Here is a 3,317-nt window from a genome sequence, read left to right as displayed (position 1 = left end):
GAAAGGACGGCGACGACGTCCTTGTAGGTCGAGCCCTGGGATCGGTCGGCAGTCTCGGCGTAGCCGTGGCTGACGAAGCGCAACATCGGATCGGAGGCGGGAACGATTTTGGTCTGGCCGTCCTCGGTACGGATCGTCCATCCGGACTTGTCCATCTTCTCGACGGTGAAGCCCTCGCCGACCCGGACGTCCAGGTCGCGATCCATCTTGTTCCAGACCAGGCGGTCACCTGACCGCACCTCAAGCTCGCTCTCCCGATAGGCGTCGTGCGCCTGCCGCCCGTCGCTGCGGGACGGCGTCAGATCGAGGATCCGCTTTGTTCCGCGCCCGTCATCTAGGACCAGGGTGTTTCGGTTCTCATCGCGACCGACAACGGTCAGCTGAGCCCCGCGGGCGATGCCGGCGGCTTTGTTGCCGGTGTGGAACACAAGGACTTGTCCCTCGCGGTAGCTTGACGCCACAGCGGCCTCGGCCGACGACATACGGACCTGCTGTAGGGTCGGAACCTCCCTGCCCGGCCCTAGCTCCCCGTTGGCGACAAGTTCGGAGCGGATCATCTGCCCGACCTCCGCCCGCAGGGCATTGGTCGGAACGATCACTGCAGGCATCTCTCCCCGATCAGCGCGATAGGTTCGCCACGCGTCGACAGCGGCCTTGGCGAGGTCCTTGTCGGTCGAGGGATCGCCAACCGCCACGACCCGGTCTCCGAGGCCGTGAATAGCGGCGCTGATTTCGCCCTTGGCCATTTGGGCGACGGCGGCGAGCAGGACCGGGTCGCGCTGTCGCAGGATCTCCGTCATTCGCGCGTGTTCAAGGCCACTGCCGAGGGCGAGGCGCCAAGGAGCGCCGGCCTCAGGTGAGCCAAGCTGGCGCTCATCACCGATGTAGATCATGCGCGCCAAGCCTACGGCCTCGGACGCTTTCATCAGGCGGTCGGCCTGGGCGTTCGACTGCATGGAGGACTCGTCCACCAGGAGTGTGCGGCCCTCCCACGCGGCCTTATGTTTTTCGGCCTCGGCGCCGCCCGCAGCCATCGCCTTTTCAGTGCTGTTCAGCCATTTCTCGATGGTCTGGGCCGGAATCCCGGCGCCATCGCGCATAGCCGCTGCGGCCTGGTGGGTGGGTGCGAGGCCAGAGAGTTTGGTGCCACAGGCCTCCGCAGCCTCCTTGACCACCCTGAACATGGTGGTCTTGCCGACCCCGGCGAACCCCTGAACGCCGACGTATCGGTCGCCGCTGGTCAGAAGAAGGGCTGCGCTGGCGGTCTGGCCCGCATTGAGCCGGAAGCCGTCCTTAGCCGCGTCGTGCAGTCGGAGGAGGTGATCTGCAGCCGCGGCCGGAGTCATCAGCGGCGTTGCCTTGTCCTTGCCTGCCTCGATCGTGGCAACCAGACCGCGCTCAAGGGTGACGGCCGCCTTAGTGGTGAGGCCCTCGCGGATGGTGCGGTCCGCCTGCAGGAGCCGACCGTCAGCGTTGAGGCAGGCAAGCTCACCAAGGACACGGTCCACCGTCATGCCCGCCTTGGCGATTTCCAAAGCGCGGCCGACCACATCGTGCTGGGTGAAGACCGCCTTGCCCTGCTCCATGACGCGGACCCCGAAGCTCGTTGCTTCGCGTGCCTCAACGTCGCGAGTAGGGCTCCCCCGTTTTCCGCCGTAGGGGTCGGACTGCGCGACACGATCAGCCCGGGCCCCAAGGTCGCTGAGGGCCTGCGTAAACCGGACGATTATGTTGGCTGAGAGCCCCGTGCGAGTGCGGGTGACATCAGCGCCGGGGCCGCTCCGGCCTTTGGCCTTCGACACAATAGCCTGATTGTCGAGCCCGACCTGTTTGGACTCTACCGCCCACCGTGACTGAAGCTCCGCACGCGGCACGTCCAGCTTCTTGGGTCGATCTTTAAGCGCCAGCGCATCCCGCTGCGCCCCGGTAAGTTCTCCGCCCTGCTTGGTCTTCGCGAGGCTGACCGCCTGCTCGATGTCGTTGTGGCGCTTGGAGAACGCCAGAACGCGGTCCCGGCTGTAGGCGGCGAGCTCAAATGTGCCCTTCTGGCGATCCCGGGTGACGTCGTAGCCGAGACCGATGGCACTTTTCGCGAGTTCGGCTTGATAGATCCGCCCGACCAGCTGTCGGTGCTTGAACATCGAGAGCGTCTCAAGCGCGCGAAATTTGCCGGTCGACGCATCCCACGTCGCGTTAGCGACGACGTTGTGGGTGTGGAGCTGAGGATCGCCCTTCCGCGAGGTGGTGTGCTCGGTACTGGCATAGACGAGGTTGCCGGTCTGGACCGTGCGGATTTTCCCCGCGTCGCGCACGCGGGTGATCGCGAAATGCTTCTCAGCGTAGGCCATTGCCCGATCGACGGCCGCGCGGTGCGCTTGCACCAGCCGCTCATCGCCCCCGACAAGGTAGGCGAGACTGACGCTCTTCGGAGCGGAGAAGGTCAGGTCCCAACCTGGCCGGTGTTTCTCGTCGGGTTTGACCTGGCGGTCAGGGTCCTGCAGCGCAGCGTGTTTGCCCTGCAGAACCTCACGGAATTCACCGGCGGCTGCCGTGCCCTTGAGGCCGGCCTGTTCACTCCCCTTCCCTTTCCACTCAACGCCCGGCGCATCGGCCTCACCGGTCACATAGTAGTCGTCCTTGCCGTAATACTCGGCCGCGCCGCCGGCGCTGCCAATGGAGCTGACCGACAGCATCAGTGGATCTCCATGTAGTCGGTTAGGTCGAGGGTGGGCTTATCGTTCTGGACGGCCATCTCACCTGCCGGATCGTCGGGGCGGTTGGGGGTGTCGGTGCCTTCGTTGAGCTGCCGCTGTTGCTGCTCCAGGCGCACCCGCTCCTGTTCCGCCGCTTCTCGCGCCGCGGCCTCCACGCCCTGCTGGGTGGGCTGCTCGGTGATGTCGAGGGGCAGTTCCTGTTGGGCGGCGTCGGACGCGCCGTCGTTGTCGTTGTTGACGACAAGCTGCAGAGCCGCGCCGCCCGCCGCGGGCGCCGGTGCCGGTTCCGGCGAGGGTCCACCGGTAGGTGCCCGGGGCGTGATGCCGAGGAAGGCGCGGACCGGGTCAGGCCCCTGGCGCTTGATGAAGGGGTCGGCAATTGCGGGAAGGTCCGCCCAGGTGAAGGAGATGGGGGCAATGGGGAAGGCACGCCCTGCCCTCGCGTTGCTGAGACGGATGACACCCTGCAGCTTGGGGAAGTTCATGATGTCGGTCGGCAGATAGACGGGCTCCTTCTCCTCGCGGGGAGAGATGCCGACGCCATCGCGGATGCTGTTGGCGCCGTAGGAGGTGTTCTCGGTGACGCGGTGCATGACGCGCTCG

Annotated in this window: 2 protein-coding genes; both read right to left on the bottom strand. The window is 66.1% G+C overall.

Features of this window, described 5'->3' with window-relative positions; genetic code table 11:
* The coding region (mobF, locus tag RDU12_RS14205) for a MobF family relaxase (protein ID WP_308685276.1) at positions 1 to 2,693 on the bottom strand (2,693 nt) is incomplete at its 3' end.
* On the bottom strand, positions 2,693 to 3,317 hold a 625-nt coding region (locus tag RDU12_RS14200; protein WP_308685274.1), incomplete at its 5' end, for a type IV secretion system DNA-binding domain-containing protein. The genes mobF and RDU12_RS14200, both read right to left, overlap by 1 nt.

Source organism: Brevundimonas sp., assembly GCF_031082345.1.
Taxonomy (GTDB): Bacteria; Pseudomonadota; Alphaproteobacteria; order Caulobacterales; family Caulobacteraceae; genus Brevundimonas.
This window is presented reverse-complemented; position numbering and strand designations above follow the sequence as displayed.